Annotated in this window: 31 protein-coding genes; 14 read left to right on the top strand and 17 right to left on the bottom strand. The window is 57.6% G+C overall.

Annotation, left to right across the window (positions count from 1 at the left end):
• The 4 genes from AC2FIM_RS17210 to AC2FIM_RS17195 all read left to right on the top strand — a co-directional run bounded on the left by AC2FIM_RS17210 (position 1) and on the right by AC2FIM_RS17195 (position 1,575).
• On the top strand, positions 1-219 hold the full coding sequence (locus AC2FIM_RS17210; RefSeq protein WP_142639124.1) for a helix-turn-helix transcriptional regulator: 219 nt from the start codon (positions 1-3) through the stop codon (positions 217-219).
• Between the two features lie 37 nt (positions 220-256).
• The gene (locus tag AC2FIM_RS17205; protein WP_496678718.1) at positions 257-880 is read left to right on the top strand and encodes a class I SAM-dependent methyltransferase; all 624 of its coding nucleotides are present in this window, start codon (positions 257-259) and stop codon (positions 878-880) included.
• A gap of 71 nt (positions 881-951) precedes the next feature.
• A complete protein-coding gene (locus AC2FIM_RS17200) occupies positions 952-1,134 on the top strand; it encodes a hypothetical protein (RefSeq protein WP_496678720.1) in 183 nt (60 codons plus the stop codon).
• A 15-nt stretch (positions 1,135-1,149) separates the two neighbouring features.
• Positions 1,150-1,575 (top strand): putative glycolipid-binding domain-containing protein, encoded by a 426-nt coding sequence (locus AC2FIM_RS17195; protein WP_496678808.1) that lies wholly within the window; start codon positions 1,150-1,152, stop codon positions 1,573-1,575.
• 99 nt (positions 1,576-1,674) lie between these two features.
• On the opposite strand, the gene AC2FIM_RS17190 is transcribed toward AC2FIM_RS17195, so the two are convergent.
• The gene (locus AC2FIM_RS17190; RefSeq protein ID WP_142639130.1) at positions 1,675-2,484 is read right to left on the bottom strand and encodes a division plane positioning ATPase MipZ; all 810 of its coding nucleotides are present in this window, start codon (positions 2,482-2,484) and stop codon (positions 1,675-1,677) included.
• A gap of 211 nt (positions 2,485-2,695) precedes the next feature.
• Between AC2FIM_RS17190 and AC2FIM_RS17185 the strand changes: the two genes are divergently transcribed.
• On the top strand, positions 2,696-3,583 hold the full coding sequence (locus AC2FIM_RS17185; RefSeq protein WP_142639132.1) for an AEC family transporter: 888 nt from the start codon (positions 2,696-2,698) through the stop codon (positions 3,581-3,583).
• Between the two features lie 79 nt (positions 3,584-3,662).
• Entirely contained in the window at positions 3,663-5,249 is a 1,587-nt protein-coding gene (locus AC2FIM_RS17180) for an MFS transporter (RefSeq protein WP_142639134.1), read from the top strand.
• Positions 5,250-5,355: 106 nt separating this feature from the next.
• Here the strand turns inward: AC2FIM_RS17180 and rpmE are convergent, their stop codons facing one another.
• The gene (gene rpmE, locus AC2FIM_RS17175; RefSeq protein WP_142639136.1) at positions 5,356-5,577 is read right to left on the bottom strand and encodes a 50S ribosomal protein L31; all 222 of its coding nucleotides are present in this window, start codon (positions 5,575-5,577) and stop codon (positions 5,356-5,358) included.
• Positions 5,578-5,588: 11 nt separating this feature from the next.
• Complete coding sequence (gene rplS, locus AC2FIM_RS17170; protein WP_142639138.1) at positions 5,589-5,972, bottom strand: 50S ribosomal protein L19; 384 nt, start codon at positions 5,970-5,972, stop codon at positions 5,589-5,591.
• A gap of 381 nt (positions 5,973-6,353) precedes the next feature.
• Here rplS and AC2FIM_RS17165 point away from each other — a divergent pair, with 381 nt between their 5' ends.
• On the top strand, positions 6,354-7,157 hold the full coding sequence (locus AC2FIM_RS17165; protein ID WP_142639140.1) for a glycoside hydrolase family 25 protein: 804 nt from the start codon (positions 6,354-6,356) through the stop codon (positions 7,155-7,157).
• A 133-nt stretch (positions 7,158-7,290) separates the two neighbouring features.
• Here AC2FIM_RS17165 and trmD read toward each other — a convergent pair whose 3' ends face one another.
• From trmD to AC2FIM_RS17110, 11 genes are all read right to left on the bottom strand, one after another.
• On the bottom strand, positions 7,291-8,100 hold the full coding sequence (trmD, locus tag AC2FIM_RS17160) for a tRNA (guanosine(37)-N1)-methyltransferase TrmD (RefSeq protein ID WP_271951461.1): 810 nt from the start codon (positions 8,098-8,100) through the stop codon (positions 7,291-7,293).
• Positions 8,097-8,912, bottom strand: coding sequence for a hypothetical protein (locus tag AC2FIM_RS17155; protein ID WP_496703705.1), 816 nt, complete (start codon positions 8,910-8,912; stop codon positions 8,097-8,099). Before AC2FIM_RS17155 ends, trmD begins: the two co-directional genes overlap by 4 nt.
• The gene (gene rimM / locus AC2FIM_RS17150; protein WP_271951457.1) at positions 8,912-9,415 is read right to left on the bottom strand and encodes a ribosome maturation factor RimM; all 504 of its coding nucleotides are present in this window, start codon (positions 9,413-9,415) and stop codon (positions 8,912-8,914) included. The genes AC2FIM_RS17155 and rimM overlap by 1 nt, the downstream gene beginning before the upstream one ends.
• Complete coding sequence (locus tag AC2FIM_RS17145; protein WP_185956731.1) at positions 9,408-9,557, bottom strand: hypothetical protein; 150 nt, start codon at positions 9,555-9,557, stop codon at positions 9,408-9,410. Before AC2FIM_RS17145 ends, rimM begins: the two co-directional genes overlap by 8 nt.
• Before the next feature lie 4 nt (positions 9,558-9,561).
• Positions 9,562-10,197: a 5,6-dimethylbenzimidazole synthase gene (gene bluB, locus AC2FIM_RS17140; RefSeq protein WP_496708277.1), complete on the bottom strand. Its 636-nt coding sequence runs from the start codon at positions 10,195-10,197 to the stop codon at positions 9,562-9,564.
• 12 nt (positions 10,198-10,209) lie between these two features.
• Positions 10,210-10,599, bottom strand: a complete 390-nt coding sequence (rpsP, locus tag AC2FIM_RS17135) for a 30S ribosomal protein S16 (protein ID WP_142639148.1) — start codon at positions 10,597-10,599, stop codon at positions 10,210-10,212.
• Between the two features lie 42 nt (positions 10,600-10,641).
• Positions 10,642-10,938, bottom strand: coding sequence for a chorismate mutase (locus AC2FIM_RS17130; protein ID WP_142639150.1), 297 nt, complete (start codon positions 10,936-10,938; stop codon positions 10,642-10,644).
• Positions 10,935-11,486 carry a GNAT family N-acetyltransferase gene (locus tag AC2FIM_RS17125; RefSeq protein ID WP_142639152.1) on the bottom strand — a complete coding sequence of 184 codons (552 nt, stop codon included), beginning with the start codon at positions 11,484-11,486 and terminating at the stop codon, positions 10,935-10,937. The genes AC2FIM_RS17130 and AC2FIM_RS17125 overlap by 4 nt, the downstream gene beginning before the upstream one ends.
• Complete coding sequence (locus AC2FIM_RS17120; protein WP_496732191.1) at positions 11,483-12,037, bottom strand: GNAT family N-acetyltransferase; 555 nt, start codon at positions 12,035-12,037, stop codon at positions 11,483-11,485. The genes AC2FIM_RS17125 and AC2FIM_RS17120 overlap by 4 nt, the downstream gene beginning before the upstream one ends.
• Positions 12,038-13,534, bottom strand: a complete 1,497-nt coding sequence (gene ffh / locus AC2FIM_RS17115; RefSeq protein ID WP_496708276.1) for a signal recognition particle protein — start codon at positions 13,532-13,534, stop codon at positions 12,038-12,040.
• Positions 13,535-13,695: 161 nt separating this feature from the next.
• Entirely contained in the window at positions 13,696-14,211 is a 516-nt protein-coding gene (locus AC2FIM_RS17110) for a hypothetical protein (RefSeq protein WP_271951448.1), read from the bottom strand.
• 88 nt (positions 14,212-14,299) lie between these two features.
• Between AC2FIM_RS17110 and AC2FIM_RS17105 the strand changes: the two genes are divergently transcribed.
• Positions 14,300-14,830: a prolyl-tRNA synthetase associated domain-containing protein gene (locus AC2FIM_RS17105; protein WP_142639160.1), complete on the top strand. Its 531-nt coding sequence runs from the start codon at positions 14,300-14,302 to the stop codon at positions 14,828-14,830.
• Here AC2FIM_RS17105 and AC2FIM_RS17100 read toward each other — a convergent pair whose 3' ends face one another.
• Positions 14,831-15,571: an aspartate/glutamate racemase family protein gene (locus tag AC2FIM_RS17100; protein ID WP_496708275.1), complete on the bottom strand. Its 741-nt coding sequence runs from the start codon at positions 15,569-15,571 to the stop codon at positions 14,831-14,833.
• A gap of 66 nt (positions 15,572-15,637) precedes the next feature.
• Complete coding sequence (locus AC2FIM_RS17095) at positions 15,638-16,219, bottom strand: FMN-dependent NADH-azoreductase (RefSeq protein ID WP_271951444.1); 582 nt, start codon at positions 16,217-16,219, stop codon at positions 15,638-15,640.
• A 117-nt stretch (positions 16,220-16,336) separates the two neighbouring features.
• On the opposite strand from AC2FIM_RS17095, the gene AC2FIM_RS17090 reads away from it, so the two are divergent.
• The 4 genes from AC2FIM_RS17090 (at position 16,337) to AC2FIM_RS17075 (ending at position 18,972) form a co-directional block, all read left to right on the top strand.
• Positions 16,337-17,215: a LysR family transcriptional regulator gene (locus AC2FIM_RS17090; RefSeq protein WP_142639300.1), complete on the top strand. Its 879-nt coding sequence runs from the start codon at positions 16,337-16,339 to the stop codon at positions 17,213-17,215.
• The gene (locus AC2FIM_RS17085) at positions 17,212-18,126 is read left to right on the top strand and encodes a DMT family transporter (protein WP_271951443.1); all 915 of its coding nucleotides are present in this window, start codon (positions 17,212-17,214) and stop codon (positions 18,124-18,126) included. The genes AC2FIM_RS17090 and AC2FIM_RS17085 overlap by 4 nt, the downstream gene beginning before the upstream one ends.
• A 69-nt stretch (positions 18,127-18,195) precedes the next feature.
• Positions 18,196-18,459, top strand: coding sequence for a hypothetical protein (locus AC2FIM_RS17080; RefSeq protein ID WP_496678744.1), 264 nt, complete (start codon positions 18,196-18,198; stop codon positions 18,457-18,459).
• A 9-nt stretch (positions 18,460-18,468) separates the two neighbouring features.
• A complete protein-coding gene (locus AC2FIM_RS17075) occupies positions 18,469-18,972 on the top strand; it encodes a universal stress protein (protein ID WP_281995864.1) in 504 nt (167 codons plus the stop codon).
• A gap of 5 nt (positions 18,973-18,977) precedes the next feature.
• On the opposite strand, the gene AC2FIM_RS17070 is transcribed toward AC2FIM_RS17075, so the two are convergent.
• Positions 18,978-19,310: an ArsR/SmtB family transcription factor gene (locus AC2FIM_RS17070; RefSeq protein ID WP_142639170.1), complete on the bottom strand. Its 333-nt coding sequence runs from the start codon at positions 19,308-19,310 to the stop codon at positions 18,978-18,980.
• 83 nt (positions 19,311-19,393) lie between these two features.
• Between AC2FIM_RS17070 and AC2FIM_RS17065 the strand changes: the two genes are divergently transcribed.
• Positions 19,394-20,305: a DMT family transporter gene (locus tag AC2FIM_RS17065; RefSeq protein ID WP_496678747.1), complete on the top strand. Its 912-nt coding sequence runs from the start codon at positions 19,394-19,396 to the stop codon at positions 20,303-20,305.
• Between the two features lie 184 nt (positions 20,306-20,489).
• Positions 20,490-20,822: an AtpZ/AtpI family protein gene (locus AC2FIM_RS17060; protein ID WP_142639174.1), complete on the top strand. Its 333-nt coding sequence runs from the start codon at positions 20,490-20,492 to the stop codon at positions 20,820-20,822.
• The last annotated feature ends 1 nt before the right edge of the window (position 20,823 follow it).

Raw genomic sequence — 20,823 nt, 5'->3', positions numbered from 1 at the left:
ATGGGCAAACTCAGGATCACCAACAATATTAGACGTCTACGCTTTGACGCAGATGAAATGACGCAAAAAGAACTCGCCGAAAAGGTTGGAGTCACCCGACAAACCATCGTTGCCATTGAAAACGCCAAATATTCACCAACGCTCGAACTGGCGATATTGATTTCTCGTGTATTCGACAAGCCCCTCGAAAAAGTCTTCGACATCCAAGACGCCAGCTAAATCATCGCGTCTGCTGCACCCTACCAAAGGATTAGATATGTTCATCAAACCCACCCGGTTCTGGAATCTGATGGCGAGATCCTATGCCCGCCGTCCGGTCCAAAACCAAGCCGCCTATGAATACAAACTGGACATAACTGCAAGACACCTGTCCCCCCAAGACCGCGTCCTGGAATTTGGCTGTGGCACAGGTACGACGGCGCTCATTCACGCCCCAAAAGTCGCCCATATCGACGCCATCGACTATTCATCCGAAATGATCTCAATCGCCCGGGAAAAAGCCGACGCGCAGGGCAGCAAGAACATCAACTTTGAAGTTAGCGCGTTCGAGTGCTGGCCTATTCCGGCGAAGGGTCAACAGTATGATGCCGTACTGGCTATGTCGATCCTGCACTTGGTACTGGATCTTGACGCGACACTGGACCGTGTTCGTAGTTCCTTGAAGGAAGGTGGCCTGTTCTTCAGCTCGACGGTCTGCCTGGAAGGTCTCGAGAAGTTCGTCATACCAGCTCTCGGGACCATCGGCCTATTGCCCAAGATCCGCGCCCTGACGCAAGAAATCCTTGTAGAGCGTATGCAAGCTCATGGGTTCGAAATTGAACAAAAGTGGCGTCCCGAAACGGGTTCGACTGCTTTCATCATCGCAAGGAACAGCGGTTAGTCGTTCGACATCTGACAACACTGACCCAGCCGTTCATGCACGCCGCCGAGAACGGCTGGAGAGAGCCCTGATTGACCTATGCTGATACACGCATGAATGTCCGCTATGGGGCAAGCAAAGCAATAGCGATGGTTGAGGCGATGATGCGAAGTACAATGTGGCGACGGATTGATGTCGTGGGCACAGAAGCCTGTTCGGTTAATGGTAACGGAACGTCTCGCGTAATCTCGGGCATGGCTGTCTACGTAGTTTAAAATTCTCCTGTCAGAATAGCTTATTCCGTGACCTGTAATGACGAATGGGAGTGTAGCGCCGCCACCGTACAGCGTTGGATTGGGGCAGATAGGGTTGATCTTGTTTTAGTGAAGCAAGACGATGGTACATGGACCTCGAATGACAAAGTTGTGGATGCTGTTGATGAATTGCTCGACATCGATCTTGGGTTTACACCGGCCACGAACACGAATGCGATCAAGCGACTCCAGCTTGGGATTGGAGATCAGGCAGAGTTCACTGCTGTTTGGTTGGATGATGAAACCTGGACATTCAAACCGCTGAAGCAACGATATGAGCGGCTGAACGAAAATACCTATAGGTACACTTCGATCAATAGTGGATACGAAGCAAATTTGACTGTCGATGGATTTGGTTTCGTTCGAGTTTACCCTGAGTTTTGGAAAGCAGTGATAGCTTAGGCCCAACAAGCGTTCTAAAGCTAAAACGATTGCCAAAAACGGACTTTCGTTTTTCCAGGTGAGCGGCATTATAGTCCGTCTACCCGTCGTAAAAAGCTTCTAAAAATCGATCTCAACACCCGGCAAGTTCAGTTCTTTCATCATGTCGCGCAATTCCTGACGTGCTGCGATGTTCGAAATGTTCAGCTGTTTGATCCCGATATCCTTGAGGTCCAATAGGGTCAGCCCGCGCGGGAACAGCTCACGGAAAATAACGCGTTCGGAAAAGCCCGAAGCAACCCGGAAGCCGATCCGCTGCGACAGCATCTCGATCGCGCGCTGCATCTTTTCCTTGTTGACCATGCGTTGGGTACCGACGCGGTTGCGCACAACGACCCAGTCGATGGGCTTCAGGCCGGCTTGCGCGCGCAGCTGGCGTGCGTTCCAGACCATCTCGGAATAGACCGACGGACCCAGAATTTTCTCACCCTTTGAATCGATGCGTGCCAGCAGGTCAAAATCGATAAAACTGTCGTTCAGCGGAGTGATCAGCGTATCAGCCAGCGAATGCGCCACCTGGCTGAGACGGGTATGAGAGCCGGGGCAGTCGATCAGGATGAAATCGCTATCGCTTTCCAGCTCGGACACAGCTGCTGACAGGCGGTGGTCATAGATGTTCTCGCCGGGTTTCAGCGTGCTTGCATCAATCTCGGGCAGGTCATGGTGGCGGGGGCTGGGAAGGGTCAGGTCCGCGCTTTTCAGAAAGCTATTCCGGTTCTCGAAATACCGTCCCAAGCTGCGTTGCCGCAGGTCCAGATCCAGGGTGCTGACCTTGTGACCCAGGCGGGCGAGTGCGGTGGCCACATGCATCGACACAGTCGATTTGCCCGCGCCGCCCTTCTCGTTCCCAACTACGATAATATGTGCCATGCCTGTATTCCCAAGTCTCGCCGTGTTTGCGTACACGTTGTTGCAGGCCACTATATGTTGTGGAAAGCGGGAAGGGAAGAACCCGAAACAAGGTAGGGCTGCATAAAAAGCCCCTGTTGCGGAAATCTCAGCCTGCCCATAGGCCGCTGACTTGCGAAAGCCGGGACTATGTTTCAATCTCCAGGCTTAAGGACTGTGAGAAAGACATGGCTTGGAGCATCTGTTTCTGAACGTACTGAATGTGGTGCTGCCGGTGCTGATCTGTGCCGGGGCTGGGTATGTACTGGCGTTGACCAAAACGCCCTTTGACAACAAGGTCATTGGCGCGATCGTTTCGCGGGTTGGATATCCCACACTGATCATCTCGCATCTGTCGGCCACAAAGATCGCTGTTGGAACGTTTCTGGACGTGATGGCCGCTGCGGTGTTGGCGATTGCCGGGTTTGGCGTTCTGGGATTTGCGGCGCTGAAGGTTATGCGCCTGCCGGCGCGGGCCTTTCTGACGCCTCTGATGCATGGGAATGTGGGCAATATCGGATTGCCAATCACCTTGCTTGCGTTAGGCGATGCGGGGATGGCCTATACGATGGCATTTGTAGTGGTCGTTCTTGTCAGCATCTTCACTGTAGGGATGTGGATACCAGCCAAAGAGTTTTCGCCCAGAAAGCTCGCCACCTCGCCGATCATATATGCGGTGGTCCTATCGCTGGTGCTGATGGCCAGCGGCTATAGCCTGCCTCAGCCTGTTGCGAAGTCATTCGATATCCTGGGTGGGCTTTCCATCCCGCTGATGCTGCTGACATTGGGCCACACATTGGCCAGCCTTCGGGTCAACCGCCTTGGGCGTGCGGTGACGCTGACCGCTTTGCACCTGGTGATGGCAGTTGCAATCGCCAGCGGGTTGGTCTGGGCCTTCGGCTTTACAGGCGCTGAGCGCGGCGCGGTGATCCTGTGCTGTTTGATGCCGTCATCGGTGGCGACCTATCTGTTCATAGACCAGCATGTGCCGGAATACGGCCCCGATGTTGCCGGGTTCATACTGGTTTCGACCCTGACAACGATCATCGCTTTGCCGCTGGCGCTGTCCTACTGGATCTAAGGCTAGGCGGTTTGCACATTCCTGCTAAGCTGTCGGTGTGGCGCTCCATAGTCGCCGCCCGTATTTTAGGACGTATTTGATGTTACAAACGAATTCATCTGATGTCGGCGCACGCGTTGTATTGGTCATGACGGCGATTTGCATGGTTGTTGTTGGCTTCAATTCCACGGCGGTTGCGACCATCCTGCCTGATCTTAAGAATGAGTTCGATCTGTCGCCTTCGGACCTGCAATGGGTCATGGCCATCTATACCGTGGTCAGTGCCACGTTGGTGACGATTATCAGTCGGCTGGGTGATATCACGGGCAAGCTGGGCGTGTTTCTGGTTGGCATGATCGTTTTTGCCATAGGCTCTGCCTCGGCCTTGTTCGCGCAGGACGGGGCGATGATGCTGTTTGGCCGTGGGGCGCAGGGGGCAGGGGCCGCAGCGCTGTTTGGCACGTCGTTGCCCTTGTTGACGGCAGCGACCCCGGAGGAAAAACGCGCCAGCGTTACCGGAGCATGGGGCGCCATCGTCGGACTGTCGATCGGGATCGGCCCTATCCTTGGCGGCGCATTCGCCCATTACATCAGTTGGAGAGCCGTATTCGCCACCGATCTGATCCTGCTGACCACCGCGTTTATCATTGGCTTGACCGTGAGAAAACGGAACTATGTACCGAACACGCGACTGGCCGGTGCCCGGTTCGATTATCTCGGCGCTGTGGCTCTTGTGCTGTTTCTGGGGCCGCTGTCATTTGCCCTGAGCAATGGGGAAAGTGGAGGATGGCAGGCACCGTTGACGCTGGTGCCGTTGGGTGTGGCCATGCTGGCCATGGTCGGCCTTGTGCTGGCTTCGCGCCGCAGTGAAGATCCGTTGGTCGAGCTGCGCTATTTCCTTCATCCGCGCTATTTCATGGCGGCAGCGGGGATGTTCCTTACCGGCTTTATGCTGTTTGGTTTTTTCGTCTACTTCAACACATTCGTCCAATCGCCTGATACATTCGGATACACGTCTGTCGGGGCTGGGCTTGCGATTATGCCGTTGAGCCTAAGCATGTTCGCGATCTCGGTCATCGCGCCCCGATTTCTTGCGCCCTACAGCTTTCAATGGCCTGTTGTGATCGGGCTGGGCGCAATGGCCGCTGGGTTTTTGTTGCTGACCACGATTACAGTTCCCACTCAATATGCGCAGATCTGGTGGAAGTTGATGATCGTCGGCATTGGTCTTGGTATCTGTTTCTCGCTGCTACCGCGTCTTGGGTTGCGGCTTTTGCCTGATGAGCATGTGGGGCAAGGATCAGGTGTAATCAATGCCTGCCTCTATTTCGGGGCTACGTTGGGGGCTGTGGTCTGCGGGCTTGCCGAAGCCATCACCTCTCGTCGGGGTCTTACCGAAGTGATCGACGCGTTACCGGCCGGCTCGGCCCCCCGCGATGATCTGGCTCATGCGCTGACCCACGGAACGCCCAGTCAAATCCAGCAACTGATCGCCGGCATGGATCCGACGTCGGGAAGTGCTCTGTCAAAGGCTTTGCGCGACCTGCAGGACAACGCTTTTGACAGCGCCATGATGGTGACGGCGATTGCGGCGCTGATCGGCGTGACGCTGGGGTTGATGTTGCTGCGCGGCCCTGTGCCCCCGGTGCACAGCGCGGCGGATCTGACACGCGCGACGAAACCCTGAGGGATTGATCCTGACCCGTTTCTTGTCAGGGCGGTGTCAGAGGTTTCGGGTAAAACGAAAAAGGCCGCCCAGAAGGGCGGCCTTTCGCATTCGAAACGGGTCAGGCTTAGAAGCCCAGACCTTCGTATTTCTTTTTGAACTTCGACACACGGCCACCGGCGTCCATCAGACGCGCGCCGCCACCGGTCCATGCGGGGTGCACGGAGGGGTCGATTTCCAGAGCCAGCTGATCGCCTTCGGAGCCCCAGGTGGATTTCATCTGAACTATGGTGCCATCGGTCATTTTGACGTCGATGACGTGATAATCGGGATGGATGTCTTTTTTCATCTTTCCGTTCCTTACGCTTCGGCGCCAGCTTTGGGCTTGTAGTTGGTGACCTCTGCGATACGTGCGGATTTACCGCGACGAGTGCGCAGATAATACAGTTTGGCGCGACGAACGCGGCCACGGCGGACAACGGTGATGCTGTCGATATTGGTTGAATACAGCGGGAACACACGCTCCACGCCTTCACCAAAGGAAATCTTACGCACGGTGAACGCACCGGCGATGGTGTTGCCACCTTTACGGGCGATGCAGACGCCTTCGTAGTTCTGAACACGGGTGCGCGACCCTTCGGTCACTTTAAAGCCGACACGAATGGTGTCACCGGCTTTGAAATCAGGGATGTCTTTCCCCAGGGCGGCAATCTGTTCCGCCTCAAGCTGTGCGATCAGGTCCATCGCAGGTTCTCCTATCTGCTCGTGGTTGGTCCACGAAGTTTGGGCACGGCCTGAGAGCTCTTGGTCTTCACCGGGTCCTGCGTACAGCCCGCCAGAGGTCAGATCGAATGTTCACTTGGTCTCTGGCCTGCCCGCCGCGCCGTGGCTGAAGAAAGCCGGGCGTCACGACATGATGCAAACCAAAACACCGGAGTCGCGAAGTTGCGGCACCGGATTGCGGTCATTTACGGGCATCGGGGGCAGGGATCAAGCCTAAATCGCCATGCAAGGCGGGGAAAACGGTGGGTTTCCGCCGCACGCAAACAGAACCATTGCCTTGCGGGGCTGATCAGGCAAACTGGACGTAATTATAAGAGCAGTCATTTGATACAGGATTAGATCATGCGCACCGCATTGATGCTCGCCGTCATGGCCTTTGCGACCCTGTCCTGCGGTCGCAGCAGCCCGCCGCCGCAACTGGTCGAGGCCCAGTCGTTTCCAGATGCTACGCCGCCCTCTGTGATCTTCCCAGCCTTTGCAGATGCAGACCCCCACGAATGGGAAGGGAGACATCCGGGGCATTACCCGGTGCACGGGCTGGACGTATCGCGTTGGCAAGGAGCGATAGACTGGCGCACCGCCAAGCAGTCCGGCGTTAGTTTCGTCTTTATCAAAGCGACCGAAGGGGGCGATGTCGCCGACCCCATGTTTGCCAGCCATCGGCAAGGTGCGCAGGCTGCGGGCGTGCCGTGGGGGGCATATCATTACTACTATTTCTGCCGGTCGGCGCGGGAACAGGCCCGCTGGTTCATCCAGAACGTACCCAAGGGATCGGATCTGCCACATGTGCTGGACATGGAGTGGACCCCGCATTCTAAGACCTGCACCTTGCGCCCCGATGGTGCGACGGTCCGGGCCGAGGCTCAACAGTTCCTGGATATCCTCGAACGCCACTATGGGCGCCGTCCGATCGTCTATACGACGGTGGATTTCTATGGTGATACGAATATCGGGCGGCTGCCCAAGACTGAGTTCTGGTTGCGTTCGGTCGCCGGTCATCCGCGAAATGTGTATCCCAAAGCGGTGTGGCGGCTCTGGCAATACACCGGCACCGGGCTGGTGCCCGGTGTTCAGGGGAGGGTTGATATCAATGTCTTCAACGGGCCACCGGAAATCTGGGCGCGCTGGAAATCTGGTAGCCCTTAGACTTTGGGCACCCCATAGGTTTCGATGGTGTCGCCCACGACGAAGTGATCAAGCCTGCATTCGCGCTTTTCCCCCCCGAATAATTCTGCAACCGGGACCGCTCAGCTGCGGGGCTCATGTCACACGGGGGATGTCAGTCAGACGTCTCTTCCCGTTCACTCAGATAGGCCTCCCACAGATCGGGTCGCCGTTCGCGGGTGATCTGTTCGGACATATCGTGACGCCATTCGGCGATGCGACCATGATGGCCTGACATCAAAATCTCGGGGATTGGGCGGCCTTTCCATTCGGCCGGGCGGGTGTACTGGGGGTGCTCCAGCAGGCCCGACGAAAAACTCTCTTCTTCGGCCGAGGCCTGATTGCCCAGAACGCCGGGGATCAGACGCACCGTGGCGTCGATCAGCGCTTGCGCGGCAATCTCGCCTCCGGTCATCACGAAATCCCCCAGCGAGACCTCTTGGACGCCGTAATGCTCCAGCACCCGTTCATCAACACCTTCAAACCGCCCACATAGCAGGGTCATGCCATCACAGCGCGCGAGGTTCTGCATCATGCGCTGGTCCATGCGGCGACCGCGCGGGCTAAGGTAGATCAGAGGCCAGTTTCCTTGCGCCTCGGTCATCGTGTGCTCGATTGCTTCGCCCAATACATCAGAGCGCAACACCATCCCCGCTCCGCCCCCGGCCGGGGTGTCGTCCACATTGCGATGCTTGCCGACACCGAACTGACGCAGGTCAACGGTTTCCAGCTGCCACAACCCTTCTTGCAGGGCTTTTCCAGTCAGGCTTTCGCCAAGAACTCCGGGAAAGGCCGACGGAAACAAGGTGATGATCTTGGCCTTCCACACCCCATGCAAATCGGGCGTGGGCGTAAGCAGTTCGCGCGGTTTCAGCGTAGGACGGATCGCCTTGCGACCATGAGATTTCGGGGACGTATCAGTCATGATGTACCAATCAGGTCTGTCTGCGCGCGTTCAATCACGGCAGTCTTTTGCGCAACCAGAGCCGCTTCGTCCAGGCGCGAACGGTTCAGTTCCAGCAACTCGGACAGGACGTCTTCGGGGAGCCGGGTATTGACCTGAGTCGGAGGCACCAGAAGGTTGGCCTTGTCACGCGACAGGTCCATAAATTCGGCAAAGGGGTCGCCAGGTCCAAGCCGTCGCAGTTGCAAATCTTCCAGCCATTCAGTCGTAACAGAGACGGAAGGCAGCTTTTCCTTGATGCGGCTGACGGTGTCTTGCAGCGGTGGCAGGTGGTCCAGGTTGTCGCGAAAGGTTTCAAAGTCAAAAACCTGTCGCATCCGTTCCAGATCATGTGCCCACAGGCTGCGCAACCAGCCTCCGCGCTGGCGCAGAGACAGGTATATCGTGATCTCAACCTCTTGCCCTGAAAATCGCTGGCGAATTGAATCCACCAGACAGGCAGCCAGATCGGGGGCTGCAGCATAGCCTTGGTCGATATTGCGGCTGGGCCTGAGGCCGGCGAAGTTTTCTTCGCTCAGGATCAGTCCCCGCTTGTCGCCGAAATCCAGGCTGTCCAGAAATTCGCGCAGCTGGCTGCCAAACTCGGAGAGGGTTCCCACTGTTCCATAGACGGAATGGTTGGTGGCCGCGCGGGACAGGCCGGAATTGCGGGTGCGATACGGTAGGACCAGCGCAAAATGCGGCCAAATCAGCTCGCGATTTTCATAGAGGAAGGATTGCGCTGCTGTTGTGCCAGTTTTGTGCAGGCCCAGATGCAGCAGGACCCGACGCATCAGATCAGCCCTTCGGGCGGGTCGGCGACGATGCGGCCCTGTTCCAGATCAACTGTAGGAACCGACTCGAGTGTGAACGGTAGCAAAACAGTGGAATTCAGGCCCGGCCCGTGCAATTCCAACAGGTCCGCCGCACCGTGGTTCTGGACAGATTTAACCTGACCCAGCAACGCGCCCCCTGTGTCATAGACCGCAAGCCCGATTAGATCTGTGTGGTAGAACTCGTCATCAGGTAGCGAAGGCAACTGATCGCGCCGCGCAAACAGGCGCAGCCCCTTCAGGTCGTCTGCCTGTTCCTTGGTTTCAACTCCGCCCAATCTGGCGGCAAAGCCATTCTTGATTGGACGAGTCAGGACCAGCGGATAGCGTTCCGCGCCCTGTTCATCCGTCAGCGGCGAATAGGCTTCGATATCCTCAGGGATCGCGCAATAGCTTTTCAGGCGCACTTCGCCGCGCACCCCGTATGAGCCCGCAACACTTCCTACGCAGATCAGGTCATTCATTTGGTCCATCCACCGTCACACATAGCCCGTCTTGCCATAACCCGCGTGCCTCACACGCTTCGCGCTGGTTCGAGCGTTCGAAAAACACGCCCACAATAAAGGCGATCATCAACAGGATAGGAAGCCGTAATAGTCCGAACATACGTCTATCGTACCTCCACAAGCAGGTTGTCGTCGCGGATTTCCCAGCCAGATTGCTGCAACTCGGGGGTTTCCGAGTGCTCTTCGGGCCATCCGACACAGAAGTAACCGATCAACCGCCAGCTATCCGACACATTCAGATCACGCGCCATTCGTTCGGGGTCCAGAATAGACACCCATCCCAAACCCAACCCTTCGGCCCGCAAGGCAAGCCAGAACAGGGTGACTGCCGAGACCACGGAATAGCGCCGCATCTCGGGCATCGAACCTGCACCCAAACCGCGCCCCTTGTCGGTGGAATCGTCGCAGAACACGGCCAGCTGCACCGGTGCTTCCTGCATTCCCGTCAGCTTCAACTGACTATACAGCCGCGCATTATCGCCCGAGTATCCCTGTAGGGCCTGGGCATTCGCAGCCTGAAAATTCTTTAGCGCCGCTTCGCGCGCGGCCGTGCTTTCGACACGGACCACTCGCCAGGGCTCGCTTAGCCCCACAGAAGGTGCCAGTCGAAACGCGTCGAGGCAGCGCGTCAGCACTGCCTCGTCCACAGCTTCGTCGCGAAACCGGCGCACATCGCGCCGGAGTCGCAGCAACAGATCGAACTGCGTGCGAAAATCGTCGGTAAAGGTCTGATCCCGCACGCGCCGCCCTGCTTACTCTTCTGCTGCTGCTTCTTCAGCAGGCGCAGCAGCAGCTTCGGCAGCTTCAGCGGCCTTTGCAGCTTTTTCTTCCGCGCGCTCCTGAGCTTTCTTGCCCGGGGTACCCTTGTTGGGGTTGCTACGCTCAGCTTTTTCCTTGGCGCCGGCTGCTTCCAGCATGCGGGCGATCCGGTCGGTGGGCTGGGCGCCCTGGTCCAGCCAGTACTGGATGCGCTCCATGTCCATTTTAACGCGCTCTTCGTTGTCTTTCGGCAGCAGCGGGTTGTAGGTGCCCAGCTTTTCGATGAAACGGCCGTCGCGCGGCATGCGGCTGTCGGCAGCCACGATGCGGTAGAAGGGACGCTTTTTCGAGCCGCCGCGGGCGAGACGAATTTTCATTGCCATGGTGGTATCTCCTTTAGATGGCGTGTGCCGGGAACGGCCCGGTCAATTCTGGTGTTTCTTATGGTGTCGGATGACTTCCTGAATGATGAAATTCAGAAAAGCCTTGGCGAAATCGGGGTCAAGATCGGCCTCTTTCGCCAGGTCTTCTAACCGTGCGATCTGCGCAGCTTCGCGCGTGGGATCGGACGGGGGAAGGTCGTGTGCCGCTTTCAGTTTGCCAACGGCTTGTGTGTGCTTGAACCGCTCGCCCAGTGTGTAAACCAGAATCGCGTCCAAGCGATCGATGCTTTCGCGGTGGTCCTTGAGCAACGCGGCAGCCTGAGTCACGGGATTGGTCATTGGCCGGTCCTTTCGGTGGTCAAAGCAGGTTCGGATAAATCGAGCGTGGGATGGCGCCAGACCTGGCAGGGCTTGCCCATCACTTCGCCTTCGCGCTCGAAGCTGGCCCCCATACGCTCGGCCAAGGCACGAGAGCGCGTGTTTTCATGCGCGATATAGCTGATGACGCCATTCAAACCCTGTTGGCGCGCAGCATAGTCGCGAGCTGCAAGGGCTGCCTCGAAAGCCAGACCTTTGCCTTCCGCCCCGTCCATCAGGGTCCAGCCGAGTTCGGGTTCGTCCCAGCCAGGTACATCAATGATGCCAACCGCGCCAACAAAGCGACCGCTGGAATTCTCGGTCAGATGCCAAAGGCCGTAGCCTTTCAGCGCCCAGTGACCCAGACGCGTTGCCAGAGAGCTCCAGCTGCCCACCTGATCCCGCGGACCGCCAACCATATGGCTGCGCTCGGATGCATAGAAGGCAGTCAACTCAGGCAAGTCATCCGCATGCGGGGCCCGCAGAACAAGGCGTTCAGTTTCGATGATCGGGATGGAGAACGTCGTCATGCGTATGCCTCCACTCCACCGTTCTCAAGGTCTGATGGAGCCGGATGCCGCCAAACCTGCATCTCGCCATAGGCCGGGTGTTTATAGATGCTGTCAAACCGCGCACCCAATCGATCGGCCACGGCTCTGCTCGCCAGATTGTCGGGGTCGATCAGAGAAATAGCAGTATCCCAGCCCAGTACGTCATAGGCATATGTCCGTGCTGCGAGCGCCGCCTCGGTCGCGTATCCTTTGCCTGTTGCGCTGCTCAACAGTGTCCAGCCGATTTCCGGCTCAGGCCAGCTATGCGGAAACCACAGCCCTACATGGCCGATGTATTTGCCGGCGCCTTTTTCCTCTACCGCCCAATACCCATAGCCGCGAAGGGTCCAGTGACCCAGCAGTAGGGCAAGTGTCCGCCATGTCTCATCCGCACGTTTGGGACCGCCGACGAATTTCGATGCGTCGCTGGCAAAGAATGCTTCCAGCGCGCTGAAATCGTCCTCGCACGGGGCGCGCAGGATCAGGCGTTCGGTTTCAAGCCGGGGGATATGAGGTGCAGCGGCGGTCATTTACTTCTTTTTGCCAAATCCGCTGAGGCCCGGAGGCAGGGCCATGCCTCCGCCCATTCCGGGCATCTTGCCACCCATCGCTTTGGCCGCCTGCTCCAGCGCCTTGGGGTCCATGCCTGCCGCCATGTCTTCTGGCGAGGGGCCGCCTTTGCCAAACATGCCCTTCATGGCCTGTTTCAGCATCTTGCCTTTGCCCATCTTGCCCATCTTCTTCATCATGTCCGACATCTGCCGGTGCATCTTGAGCAGCTTGTTGAGGTCGCTGACCTCCATACCCGAACCCGCCGCGATACGTTTCTTGCGGCTGGCTTGCAGCAGTTGCGGGTTGGCGCGTTCACGCTTGGTCATGGATTGGATCAAGGCGATCTGGCGCTTGAGCACCTTATCATCCATGCCCGATTCTTCGACCTGTTTGGCCATCTTGCCCATGCCGGGCATCATGCCCATCATGCCTTGCATGCCGCCCATCTGGATCATCTGTTCCAGCTGCATCTTCAGGTCGTTCATGTTGAACTGACCTTTGACCATGCGCTTCATCATGCGCTCGGTCTGTTCGATCTCCATTGTTTCCTGGGCCTTTTCGACCAGGGCCACGATGTCGCCCATGCCCAGAATACGACCGGCGATCCGGTCCGGCTCAAAGGTATCAAGCGCGTCCATTTTTTCGCCCAAGCCCACAAAGCGGATGGGCTTGCCGGTAACTGCGCGCATCGACAGCGCCGCACCGCCGCGCCCGTCACCGTCCATCCGGGTCAGAACCACGCCCGAGATGCCGACCTTGGCTTCGAATTCTTCGGCCACTTCGACAGCAACTTGACCGGTCAGGCCATCGACCACCAGCAGGGTTTCACGCGGGTCAACCGCGTTGCGGACCTGCTCGACTTCACCCATCAGCACTTCGTCGATGTGCAAACGGCCTGCGGTATCCAGCATGTAGACGTCATAGCCGCCCAATGTGGCCTGCTGTTTGGCACGTTTGGCGATATCGACGGGTTTCTGGCCCGGTACGATCGGCAGAGTGTCGACACCAACCTGCGTACCCAGAACCGCCAGCTGGTCCATCGCCGCCGGGCGATAGACGTCCAGCGAGGCCATCAGGACCTTTTTGCCTTCTTTTTCTTTCAGACGTTTGGCCAGTTTCCCGGTTGTGGTCGTCTTACCTGACCCCTGCAGGCCGACCATCAGGATCGGAGCAGGCGGGTTGTCGATCTTCAGAACGCCGGGGTCCTCCTCGCCGCGCAGCACCTCGACCAGCGTGTCATGCACGATCTTGACGACCTGCTGGCCGGGTGTGATCGACTTGGTGACAGCCTGACCGGTGGCCTGATCCTGTACCTTCTTGACGAACTCCCGCGCGACCGGCAGCGAGACGTCAGCCTCAAGCAAGGCAACCCGTACTTCGCGCAGGGCGGTCTTGACGTCCCCTTCAGACAGCGCACCCTGTTTGGTCAGCCGGTCAAAGACGCCAGAGAGGCGTTCGGATAGATTTTCAAACATGCCTGCGGCCTCCTTAGCCGGTTATCTGGTGGCGCTTCTCAGATAAGAAACACCGGTTAAATACACAATTGCCCCCACGGGCGAAACTCGCTGGTGGGGGGCGATCCCTGAACGACTCAAGGGACCGGAAGATCTGAGGCTTCCGGATGTTGCGGTGGGATTTAGGCTGATTGACTGTCCGAGTCAACCACGTTCACTTTGGCCCAGTGGTTCATTAGGGCCATTGCACTGTGTGTTTGACCTGACCATTGGGTATACGCATTGATTAGAGGTATCGAAGACGCGCCATCAGTGCGGGCAAAATGCAGCACTGGTCGACAAGAGTGGCGGCCTTCTTGGCTGTTCTCCGGTTGCATCTCTGCACAGCGGAAATCGGACAACTTGTGGGTTTCGGTTTGATAAGTCATCAGAACGTTGCGGCGCTGAATAGTGACCGTGTCACTTGGTTTGTCAAAAATGACCTGAATGCGCTGTACTAAATGGTGTCCCATAAACCCGACGATGCAGAATACTATCGACAGTATCAGAATGGTTTCGAGCAGGCTATTTTCACTACGAAAATACCCTCCTGCGGCGCTTGCAACGAAGATCATAAGAAAGCCGATCAAAGACAAGCCGGTCAACCAGGGCACATAAGACACTATTAGCTGGTTCGAATTGTTGCGCGTCACTTTCATGGCGGCACGCTAGCACCCGTTTTGCGGTTTGTCTCGGCTTGAAATCGTGCCCGTGTTGGGCGATGAGCGAGGTAGACAGGAGGTTCCCATGGACGCATCATCCGCTTTTCAAGACACATTGCCGCTCAGTTCCGATGGGCTGTTGGCGCAGCTGGATGCGTGGGGCCTGACCTATAGGCTGCATACCCACATCCCGCTGCGCACGGTTGAGGATGCGAAAGGCGTCGAAGATCAGTTTCTTGTGCCGGGTGAGCGTACCCTGCGCCTCAAGAACCTCTATCTGCGCGATAAGAAAAAGCGGAACTATCTGGTGACGCTGGAACAGAGCCGCGACATCGACCTCAAGGCGCTGGGCGCCGAGCTGGGTGTCGGCAGCCTGTCCTTTGGCTCGGCGGATCGGCTGTTGCAAAACCTCGGCATCCGCCCTGGGGCTGTCAGCCCGCTGGCGATGATCAACGGGGTGCAGAATGATGTACGCTTTTACATGGATGCTGCCGCACAACAGGCCGATGTGATCAACATGCATCCCTTGGTCAACGACCGCACAGTTGCCATCTCGCGCGCTGATTTGATGGCCTTCTTCGATCGGATTACATGCGCGGTGAACTGGCTGCCCTGATCAGGGCACTAACGCCTCCTCCAGGGCCGCGGCCACATGTGCAGCGGACGGGTTGATGAACAGATGCCCGTCAGCCTCGAACACAGGGTCGTCCAGATGATCGGGAAATGCCAGCGGCAGTTCCGTACAGGCCAGAAGGATTGCGGTTCCGTGTTCGGCATACCGGTTACAAAAGGCCAGCAGGCGCGCACGGGCGCTATCTGACGCGCCGCCGTAGAAATCACCGTCGATCATCGCTTGCATCTTTGCAATTTCGCCTTCGGGCAGGCGGGCGTTTGCGCTGATGCCAATCTCGCCCAGTTTGTTGGCATAGTGCGTCGCCTGCATCGTTACCGTGGTGCCCAGAACCAGCGCGCGCGTGGCCTCTGTCGAGGCCGTAACCTCGGCGGTTGCATCGAAGATGCTGAGAATGGGCATCGTAACGCCCTGTCGGATTGCATGCAGCCGCGCGTGGGGTGTGTTCGAGGCGATAATCCCAAAGTCACAGCCAGCGGCTTCAAGAGTTAACAAAGCTTCCCGAAATACAGCATCAAATCCGGTCCAACTGGCCTCATCGCCCGCGACGCCGCGTAGGGCGCGGGTTTTAGCCTGGGTCACGGACTCGATGGTCATGGGTGGGATGGGCAGAGGGGATCCATGTCCGCGCTGGGCGAAAAACCGCCCCGCGCCTTCGGCAATCGCCCGGTAATAATCAACGGTCGAGGCCCAGCCCACGCCGCCCAGAATGCCGATCTTTTTCATTGCGTGCGTCCAGTCTGCCCATTTGGTATCCAGGACAGACTGGACGTTTTCTGAGGTGAAGGTCAATCAGGCTGCCAGTTGCGAAACCGCATTTCGTGCATTGCTGAGAGAACCTTCGGCATCCAGCGCCAACTGGTCGGCGGCGACGATTTCGACGTCATGGATACCGATAAAGCCAAGTACATGCTTGGCATAGGTGGTGGCAAAATCGACATCAGACCCGACAGCTGTGCCACCCGACGCCACGGCTAAAACCGCGCGCTTTCCATCCAACAGGCCTTTTGGACCGCTTTCGGAATACGAAAAAGTCACTCCGACGCGGGCAATCAGGTCGATCCAGGCTTTGAACGCCGCGGGCACCGAGAAATTGTAGATCGGCAGGCCTATGACAAGCGTATCGGCCTGCTGCAGTTCAGTTACCAGCTCGTCAGACAGGGATAACTGGTCCTGTTGCATGGCACTGCGCTGATCGGCAGGGGTGAAATTTGCGCTGACCCAAGCTTCGGTCAGCAGCGGCAGAGGTGTGGCAAGGTCACGGCGAATTATGCGGTCAGCGCCCAGGTGATTGACGATGCGTGCCGACAGGTCACGAGTGGTCGAGCCTTCGCGGCGGGCCGATGCGTCGATATGCAGGATAGTTTTGGTCATGGTTCAGTTTCCTTTGGTGTGCAGGATGTGTCTTGGCCCGATATGAGCGTTGCGCGAGCGAACAAAACTCTGGTAAGTCAACAGGGTCTGTTAGAATTTGCACAATGGAAAACCGCAGTGGACAACTGGGACGAGGTAAGAACCGCCTATCAGGTGGCGCGTATGGGAACGGTCAGTGGCGCGGCCGAGGTCCTGGGTGTGCATCATGCCACCGTCATTCGCCACATTGATGCAATTGAGGCCCGGCTGGCGGTCAAGCTGTTCCAGCGCCATGCGCGCGGCTACACCCCGACCGAAGCCGGAGAGGACCTGTTGCGTGTGGCACAAGCGACTGAGGATCAGTTCAATCAACTGATCGGCCGGATGAAGGGTCGGGGTGATGACGTGTCGGGCGAGTTGGTCGTGACGTCGCTGTCCTCTCTGGCATCTCTGGTGGTGCCAGTTCTTGCCGAGTTTCAGCGACGGCACCCGGAACTGATCGTTCGGTATCTGACCGGTGATCGGCTGTTTCGTCTGGAATATGGCGAAGCGCACGTGGCGATACGTGCCGGGTCAGCGCCTGATCAGCCCGACAACGTGGTTCAGTCCTTTATGAAGCAAGAGGTCGGGTTATACGCCAGCACTGATTATGTCGCGCTGCACGGCAAGCCTGGCAGCCTGGATGACTTTGCAGATCATTCTTTCATCAGTACCGATGACGAAAACAGCCGAGCGCCGTTTTCCCGCTGGTTGCGCCAGACCGTGCCAGCCGAGCGCATCACCTTCCGTTGTACCAACAACTTCTGTATCCGCGAGGCGGTCCTGTCCGGCGCGGGTATCGGTTTCATGCCACGTTGGTCAGCTGCAGGAGACCCGAATCTGGTCGAAGTGATCGACCCGATGCCGGAGTGGTTTGGTGATCTGTGGCTTGTTACCCATGTGGATCTGCATCGCACGACCAAGGTGCAGGCCTTTCTGACCTATCTGAAAGAGCAATCCAAGAGCTGGGCAAAATGAGTCAACAGGCGCGTGGCCATCTGGCCATGCTGATTTTTTCGGCCCTGGTTGCAGGGAGTTTCTCGCTGGGGTCACTGATCGCCAATCAGATCGCGCCCGAAGCCATTACCGCGGCCCGGTTCGGCATCGCATCCGTGGTGATTGGGGGTGCCGCCCTTATGACCACCGGTCTGCCGCGCAGCGCGGCACAAGCCCCGTGGCGCTATTTGGTTCTGGGCGGAGTATTCGCGGCCTATTTCGTGTTGATGTTCTACGGGTTGAAAACTGCACCGCCTGTCAACGCGGCAGCGGTCTTTACGCTGACTCCGGTTATGGCCGCATTCGCCGGTTGGATCTTGTTGCGCCAGATCACCACACCAAGGATGGCGCTTGCACTGACCCTTGGGGCAGTCGGCGCGCTGTGGGTGATCTTTCGCGCCGATTGGCAAGCTGTGCGCGCGTTCGATATCGGGCAGGGGGAAATCATCTATTTCTGGGGCTGTGTCGCGCATGCTTTGTATACCCCCCTTGTACGCAAGCTGAACCGTGGAGAGCCTGCAGTGGTGTTTACCTTTGGTACGCTTCTGGCGGGATGCCTAATGCTGACGATCTACGGGTGGTCCGAGATCCGTGCCACCGACTGGGCGAACCTGCCAGCGATAGTCTGGGTGGGTTTGATTTATGTTTCGGTCTTTGCAACCGCGGCAAGTTTCGTGCTGGTTCAGTATTCAACGTTGCGCCTGCCATCGGCAAAGGTGATGGCTTATACTTATCTGGTTCCCAGTTGGGTCATTCTGTGGGAAATCTCTCTGGGGCAGCAGGCGGTTGGCCCTGTCGTCTATTTTGGTGCCGGTCTGACGATCCTGGCCCTGGTTTTGCTGCTGAAATCCGAGGAGGGCAAACCCGCGCGTCCTTTGCCGCAAGCCGATTGAACTTGTGAAACGACCAAATTGTGTCAGGCTTGGCCCTAGACCAGAATATGAAACGTCCAAGGGGACGACATGAAACCAGTTCTTTCCATAATGGTATTGGTGGTTTGCGGCGCCTGTGCCGGGTCATCTGAAACGGATTTACAAGCCAGTTGCGAGGCGCTGGTGGCAGCCGAAACCGGAACGCGGCCCGGAGATGTTCGGGCATTGTCCACCGATACCGAACCGGGCGGGTCGGTCACGACGGTTTCCGTTACCGGGGCCCAGGCCCCGTGGTTGTGTCGGGCGGACCCTTCGGGGGTCGTGACCGGTGTTGAATACAGTCAGGAAGGCTAGCCCGTTTCAATGTTTGACCAAGCGGGCGACGGTGTTGAGGCAGATCAAGGCCTGGCACCCTCTGGTTTCTCTATGCTTCAGGCCAAGGAGGAACGTCCCATGTACAGTCATATCATGATCCCGGTTGATCTTCATCTGCCACCCGAGGTGCGCAAGGCCGCCAAAGTTGCAGCAGCTATAGCCGAATGGCAGGGGGCCAAGATTACTTTGGTCAGTGTCACCGGCACCCAACCGGGTGACCCTGTTCAGTCAGATGCTGCGATTGACAAGAACCTACGTGATTTTGCCAAACAGTTGGCTGAAAGCAGCGGGACCGAAGTGGCGTATCGCAATATCCATTCGGTTGATGTCGCCGCCGAAGTTGACGGTGACTTGACACGGACTGCCGAAGAAATCGAAGCTGACCTTATCGTCGTCGGCACCCATGCGCCGCGTATTACCGACTATATATTCTCGAGCCATGCGGGGTATCTGGCGAAACATGCCAGTGTCTCTGTTTTTGTAGTCAGGTAGGCGGATCATTCCTCGGCTGCGGGCAGTTCAACCTCAAGAAATCGTTCGAACGCGTCCAGATTGACCGGCTCGAACTGCCCGAACCCTTGCATCCAGACGGATGCGGATCGCAGCGCGTCAGGCTCCAGCTTGCACCACTTCACCCGTCCACGCTTTTCCTGGCTGATCAAACCGGCTCTGGTCAGGATCACCAGGTGTTTTGAAATCGCGGCAAGCGACATCTCGAACGGTTCGGCGACATCCGTCACCGCCATGTCATCCTCCAGCAGCATCGCAAGGATGGCGCGGCGTGTGGGGTCGGCAAGGGCCGCAAAAACGGTATCGAGATCGTTGGACATACTCCTTTCCTAAAGCGCAAGAACCGGTTTGACAATTTTCGGTATGAGGTCACTGTGCCCCGGCATGTGTATCGGGGGTTGGGATGTCACTAAAATACTGGCTGGTGATTTGTATTCTTGGCATCGGCTGGGGCATGTCCTTCATGTTCAATGCCATTTTGCTGCGGGAACTTGGGCCGCTTTCGGTGTCGATGGGACGGGTTGCATTTGGGGCGCTGGGGTGCTGGGTCTATGTGATCGGGGCGCGATTGCCAGTCAATCTGACACTGGCACGTGCGTTTGGGTTGTTGGGATTTGGTGCGCTCAGCTATGCCGCGCCCTTTGCCTTCTATGCGCTTGGGCAACAGCATATCGCTTCGGGTGTGGCAGGGATCGTCAATGCAACGACACCGGCCTTTGCCGTCATTGTTTCGCATTTCTGGCCCGGAAGTGAACGTGCCACCCTGTTAAAGTCTTTGGGCGTGGTTTGCGGTTTCACCGGCATCGTTGTGCTGTCCCTGCCTGTACTGGGCGGTGGCGCGTCGTCCGAATTTTGGGCGATCCTTCTGACACTTTGCGCACCGATCTGCTATGCGTTCTCAGTCAACATCGCGCGGGCCTTCCGGGATATGCAACCTGTGGTTCTGACCGCCCTTGCATTGACGGGTGCTACGCTGGCCATCACGCCCTTGGCGCTTTGGCAAGAAGGACTACCCCAAATAACCCGGGCCGAGACTTGGGCCTCGCTGGCGATGATCGGGTTTGTGCTGACATCCGCCGCCTTTATCGCGTTCTACTGGTTGCTGCCCAAGGTTGGCCCGACCAATATCTCGACAGTGACATTGATTGCGCCTGTTTCGGCGCTGGTGCTTGGAACATGGGTGCTGGGAGAAACCCTGCGGCCCGAGCATCTGCTGGGAATGGCAGCGATCTTCGCCGGTCTGCTGCTGATCGACGGGCGCGTGATCAGACGTATCTGGCAGGGGGTGTCGGGCAAAGATCAACCAAAAGGTTGAATATGCGGATTCCGTACCTTTGTACCCGCTTCCTGTGGTTCGGGCTGATCACGTCTATGCTGACTCGGAAAAAATGTCTTTAAAAACAATAGAGTAAAGTGCGGCAATTCGGGCTGCCAACGCCGTTGACTCTGCGCTCTCCGCCCCTTAGCACCGTGCCCAAGACTGTACGAGGGAAACGCCCGTGACTGATGATGACCAAAAGCAGCGTATGGCGCAGCTTGAGGCTAAGATCACGGCGGCAAAAAAGGCCAAGTCAAAGCCTGAGGCCCGTGCGGACGCCGATTATTCGGGAGGCGAGCTTGCCTGGCGGATGGTCATCGAAATGGTATCCGGTCTGGGGATCGGATTTGGCATCGGATACGGGCTGGACAGCCTGTTCGGGACAATCCCGATCTTCCTGGTGCTGTTCACATTGCTGGGCCTGGTCGCCGGAGTGAAAGTTATGCTCCGCAGCGCACAACAGGCGCAAGAGAAACAGATGGCCGACAAGGCCGACGAAGACGAGAGGGACTGAA

This window comes from Ruegeria sp. CDSC052 (genome assembly GCF_059610685.1).
Note: the sequence above shows the minus strand (reverse complement) of the source record. Positions and strands in the feature narration are given on the sequence as shown.

Coding starts and splice junctions, on each gene's coding strand:
- AC2FIM_RS17210 (WP_142639124.1), top strand. CDS start 1: ATGGGCAAACTCAGGATCACCAACAATATTAGACGTCTACGCTTTGAC.
- AC2FIM_RS17205 (WP_496678718.1), top strand. CDS start 257: ATGTTCATCAAACCCACCCGGTTCTGGAATCTGATGGCGAGATCCTAT.
- AC2FIM_RS17190 (WP_142639130.1), bottom strand. CDS start 2,484: ATGGCACATATTATCGTAGTTGGGAACGAGAAGGGCGGCGCGGGCAAA.
- AC2FIM_RS17180 (WP_142639134.1), top strand. CDS start 3,663: ATGTTACAAACGAATTCATCTGATGTCGGCGCACGCGTTGTATTGGTC.
- rpmE (WP_142639136.1), bottom strand. CDS start 5,577: ATGAAAAAAGACATCCATCCCGATTATCACGTCATCGACGTCAAAATG.
- rplS (WP_142639138.1), bottom strand. CDS start 5,972: ATGGACCTGATCGCACAGCTTGAGGCGGAACAGATTGCCGCCCTGGGG.
- AC2FIM_RS17165 (WP_142639140.1), top strand. CDS start 6,354: ATGCGCACCGCATTGATGCTCGCCGTCATGGCCTTTGCGACCCTGTCC.
- trmD (WP_271951461.1), bottom strand. CDS start 8,100: ATGACTGATACGTCCCCGAAATCTCATGGTCGCAAGGCGATCCGTCCT.
- AC2FIM_RS17155 (WP_496703705.1), bottom strand. CDS start 8,912: ATGCGTCGGGTCCTGCTGCATCTGGGCCTGCACAAAACTGGCACAACA.
- rimM (WP_271951457.1), bottom strand. CDS start 9,415: ATGAATGACCTGATCTGCGTAGGAAGTGTTGCGGGCTCATACGGGGTG.
- AC2FIM_RS17145 (WP_185956731.1), bottom strand. CDS start 9,557: ATGTTCGGACTATTACGGCTTCCTATCCTGTTGATGATCGCCTTTATT.
- rpsP (WP_142639148.1), bottom strand. CDS start 10,599: ATGGCAATGAAAATTCGTCTCGCCCGCGGCGGCTCGAAAAAGCGTCCC.
- AC2FIM_RS17130 (WP_142639150.1), bottom strand. CDS start 10,938: ATGACCAATCCCGTGACTCAGGCTGCCGCGTTGCTCAAGGACCACCGC.
- AC2FIM_RS17125 (WP_142639152.1), bottom strand. CDS start 11,486: ATGACGACGTTCTCCATCCCGATCATCGAAACTGAACGCCTTGTTCTG.
- AC2FIM_RS17120 (WP_496732191.1), bottom strand. CDS start 12,037: ATGACCGCCGCTGCACCTCATATCCCCCGGCTTGAAACCGAACGCCTG.
- ffh (WP_496708276.1), bottom strand. CDS start 13,534: ATGTTTGAAAATCTATCCGAACGCCTCTCTGGCGTCTTTGACCGGCTG.
- AC2FIM_RS17110 (WP_271951448.1), bottom strand. CDS start 14,211: ATGAAAGTGACGCGCAACAATTCGAACCAGCTAATAGTGTCTTATGTG.
- AC2FIM_RS17105 (WP_142639160.1), top strand. CDS start 14,300: ATGGACGCATCATCCGCTTTTCAAGACACATTGCCGCTCAGTTCCGAT.
- AC2FIM_RS17100 (WP_496708275.1), bottom strand. CDS start 15,571: ATGAAAAAGATCGGCATTCTGGGCGGCGTGGGCTGGGCCTCGACCGTT.
- AC2FIM_RS17095 (WP_271951444.1), bottom strand. CDS start 16,219: ATGACCAAAACTATCCTGCATATCGACGCATCGGCCCGCCGCGAAGGC.
- AC2FIM_RS17085 (WP_271951443.1), top strand. CDS start 17,212: ATGAGTCAACAGGCGCGTGGCCATCTGGCCATGCTGATTTTTTCGGCC.
- AC2FIM_RS17080 (WP_496678744.1), top strand. CDS start 18,196: ATGAAACCAGTTCTTTCCATAATGGTATTGGTGGTTTGCGGCGCCTGT.
- AC2FIM_RS17075 (WP_281995864.1), top strand. CDS start 18,469: ATGTTTGACCAAGCGGGCGACGGTGTTGAGGCAGATCAAGGCCTGGCA.
- AC2FIM_RS17070 (WP_142639170.1), bottom strand. CDS start 19,310: ATGTCCAACGATCTCGATACCGTTTTTGCGGCCCTTGCCGACCCCACA.
- AC2FIM_RS17065 (WP_496678747.1), top strand. CDS start 19,394: ATGTCACTAAAATACTGGCTGGTGATTTGTATTCTTGGCATCGGCTGG.